3 protein-coding genes and 1 pseudogene are annotated in these 2,101 nt (G+C 63.4%); 3 read left to right on the top strand and 1 reads right to left on the bottom strand.

All coding sequences use genetic code 11. The annotated features are described in order from the left end of the window. The 3 genes from C3418_RS23325 to C3418_RS23315 form a co-directional block, all read left to right on the top strand. A partial coding sequence (locus tag C3418_RS23325; protein ID WP_181023150.1) for a transposase occupies positions 1 to 94 on the top strand: 94 nt, incomplete at its 5' end. Positions 95 to 163: 69 nt separating this feature from the next. Continuing rightward, positions 164 to 1,060: a DMT family transporter gene (locus C3418_RS23320; RefSeq protein WP_041212829.1), complete on the top strand. Its 897-nt coding sequence runs from the start codon at positions 164 to 166 to the stop codon at positions 1,058 to 1,060. 61 nt (positions 1,061 to 1,121) lie between these two features. Further along, positions 1,122 to 1,319 (top strand): hypothetical protein, encoded by a 198-nt coding sequence (locus C3418_RS23315; protein WP_039038678.1) that lies wholly within the window; start codon positions 1,122 to 1,124, stop codon positions 1,317 to 1,319. Between the two features lie 72 nt (positions 1,320 to 1,391). Here the strand turns inward: C3418_RS23315 and C3418_RS24985 are convergent. Next, positions 1,392 to 1,976, bottom strand: a pseudogene (locus C3418_RS24985) (methyl-accepting chemotaxis protein); the annotation flags it as partial. Between the last annotated feature and the right edge of the window lie 125 nt (positions 1,977 to 2,101).

Here is a 2,101-nt window from a genome sequence, read left to right as displayed (position 1 = left end):
GCTCTTACTCTGGTCACGCTCTTACTTTGCGGGCTCTTGCGGCGGAGCACCGTTGGAGGTGATCAAGCAATACATTCAAAACCAGCGGGGCTGACGCCCCGGCGAAATTCCCCTCCCACCTACGTCGGAGGGAGTCCCCTTTCGCATTTAAGATGGAGGCATTGTGCGCCCTTTACCCGTCCTGACGCTGACCCTGGCCATGCTGCTCTGGTCCAGCTCCTTCATCGCCCTCAAACATGTGCTGGAAATCTGGTCCTTCGGTCAGGTGCTCTTCATGCGGATGGGGGTGGCGTCCTGTTGCTGGCTGCTCTGCTACCGCCAGCTTGGCCGCGTCACTTACCAGAAGGGGGATTGGCGCTGGTTGGCCCTGATGGGGGCGCTTGAGCCCTGCCTCTACTTTCTTCTTGAAGTCAACGCCCTGCGTTACACCAGTGCCGGCCAGGCCGGTATGGTCTGTGCCCTGCTTCCCCTGATGGTGGCTCTGGTGGCCTTCGTGCTGCTTGGAGAGCGGGTGAGTCGCCGCCAGCTGCTGGGCTTTGCCATCGCCATCGTTGGCATCGCCCTGCTGGGGTTGGGGGAGGGCGCAGACGAGTTCGCCCCCAACGCCCTGCTCGGCAACAGCCTGGAGATGGGCGCCATGCTCTGCGCCGCCACCTATTCCGTGGTATTCAAGAAGCTCTCCAGCCGCTACGGCGTGATGACACTGACAGCGTTGCAGGCCTTCGTCGGCATGCTCTTCTTCGCGCCCTTTGCCTTCAGTGCGCCCTGGCCCGCGAGCTGGGCCTGGCAGGACATGGGGGTCATCCTCTTCCTCGGCGCCTTCGTGACACTTGGTGCCTACCTGCTCTACAACTGGTCGGTGACCCAGGTGAAGGTGACCCTGGCGGCTGCCTATGTGAACCTCATACCGGTCTTTACCCTGCTGCTCGCCTATCTGCTGCTGGGAGAGACGCTCACTGCCCTGCAATGGGTGGCCTGTGCCGCCGTGCTGGCCGGCATCGGGGTGGGCCAACTGCCGTCCGGCAGGAAGCGTGCGCAGGCAGTCGCCACCGGGGGATGAGTCGCCGTCATTGGGCTACAGTCTGGGCAGGGAAACACGCTGTCTAAGAAGGAGCCGACCGATGAGCGACATGCACTTGCTGGCCGCGGCCAAAAGCCTGTTGAGCCATCCCCCCTTTACCCTGGCCGATGCCAGAGCCCTGGAGGCGCTGGAAGAGGAAGCTGTGGGGGAGGAGGGGCTCTGCATCGCCGCGCTATGGGACATCGCCCTCGCGCTGGCGGACGAGGAAGCCAGACACTATCTCCTGGGGGATGGCTGAGCGGGTGTCGGGTGGGCGGACAGCAATGACAACGGGGGGCCTGGGCCCCCCGTTGTCATTGGCAGCTGTCGCTCAGATGGAGAGGCTCTTGACGGTGTCCGACACCGAGTTGGCGTCCTCGATGATCTCCTTGATGACGTCGGCGATGATGGTGGCCTGCTCCTGACCTGCCACCGCCTTGTCGGAGACGACGGAGACGGTCTGGGTGATCTGGGAGGTGATCTCCGAGTTGTGCTTGATGACGGTGACGATCTCGCTGGTGGAGCTGGAAGTGCGCGCCGCCAGTTGCCTCACCTCGTCGGCCACGACCGCGAATCCCCGTCCCTGTTCCCCGGCGCGGGCCGCCTCGATGGCCGCGTTGAGGGCCAGCAGATTGGTCTGATCCGCGATGCCGCTGATGGTGGAGATGATGGATTCGATGCTCCTGGATTGCTGGTTGAGCTGCTCTATCTGTTTGCTGACCGCATTGACCGAGGTGTTGATGTGAGAGGAGGTGTCGAGCACCCTGTCGATGACCTCCCGCCCCCTGGCGGCGCTCGCGACGGTTTCGCTGGCGATGGCACACGCCTTCTGGGCCGCTTCCCGGGTGGAGATGGATTTCTCCACCCGCTCGGTGATGTCGCTCGCCAGCTTGATGATTTTGACCACCTTGCCCTGTAACCGTTCACCGGGACGGTGTTGACAGCACCAACTCCTCCGGGAACGGGTAGTCGGTTTTCTCGATGCAGGACCTGACAACTGCCCTCAGCCACTCCTGCGGGCAGCGGCCCAATCGCTTGGCC

Origin of the sequence: Aeromonas sp. ASNIH8, assembly GCF_002919855.1 — a bacterium.
GTDB classification, from domain to species: Bacteria; Pseudomonadota; Gammaproteobacteria; order Enterobacterales; family Aeromonadaceae; genus Aeromonas; species Aeromonas caviae.
Note: the sequence above shows the minus strand (reverse complement) of the source record. Positions and strands in the feature narration are given on the sequence as shown.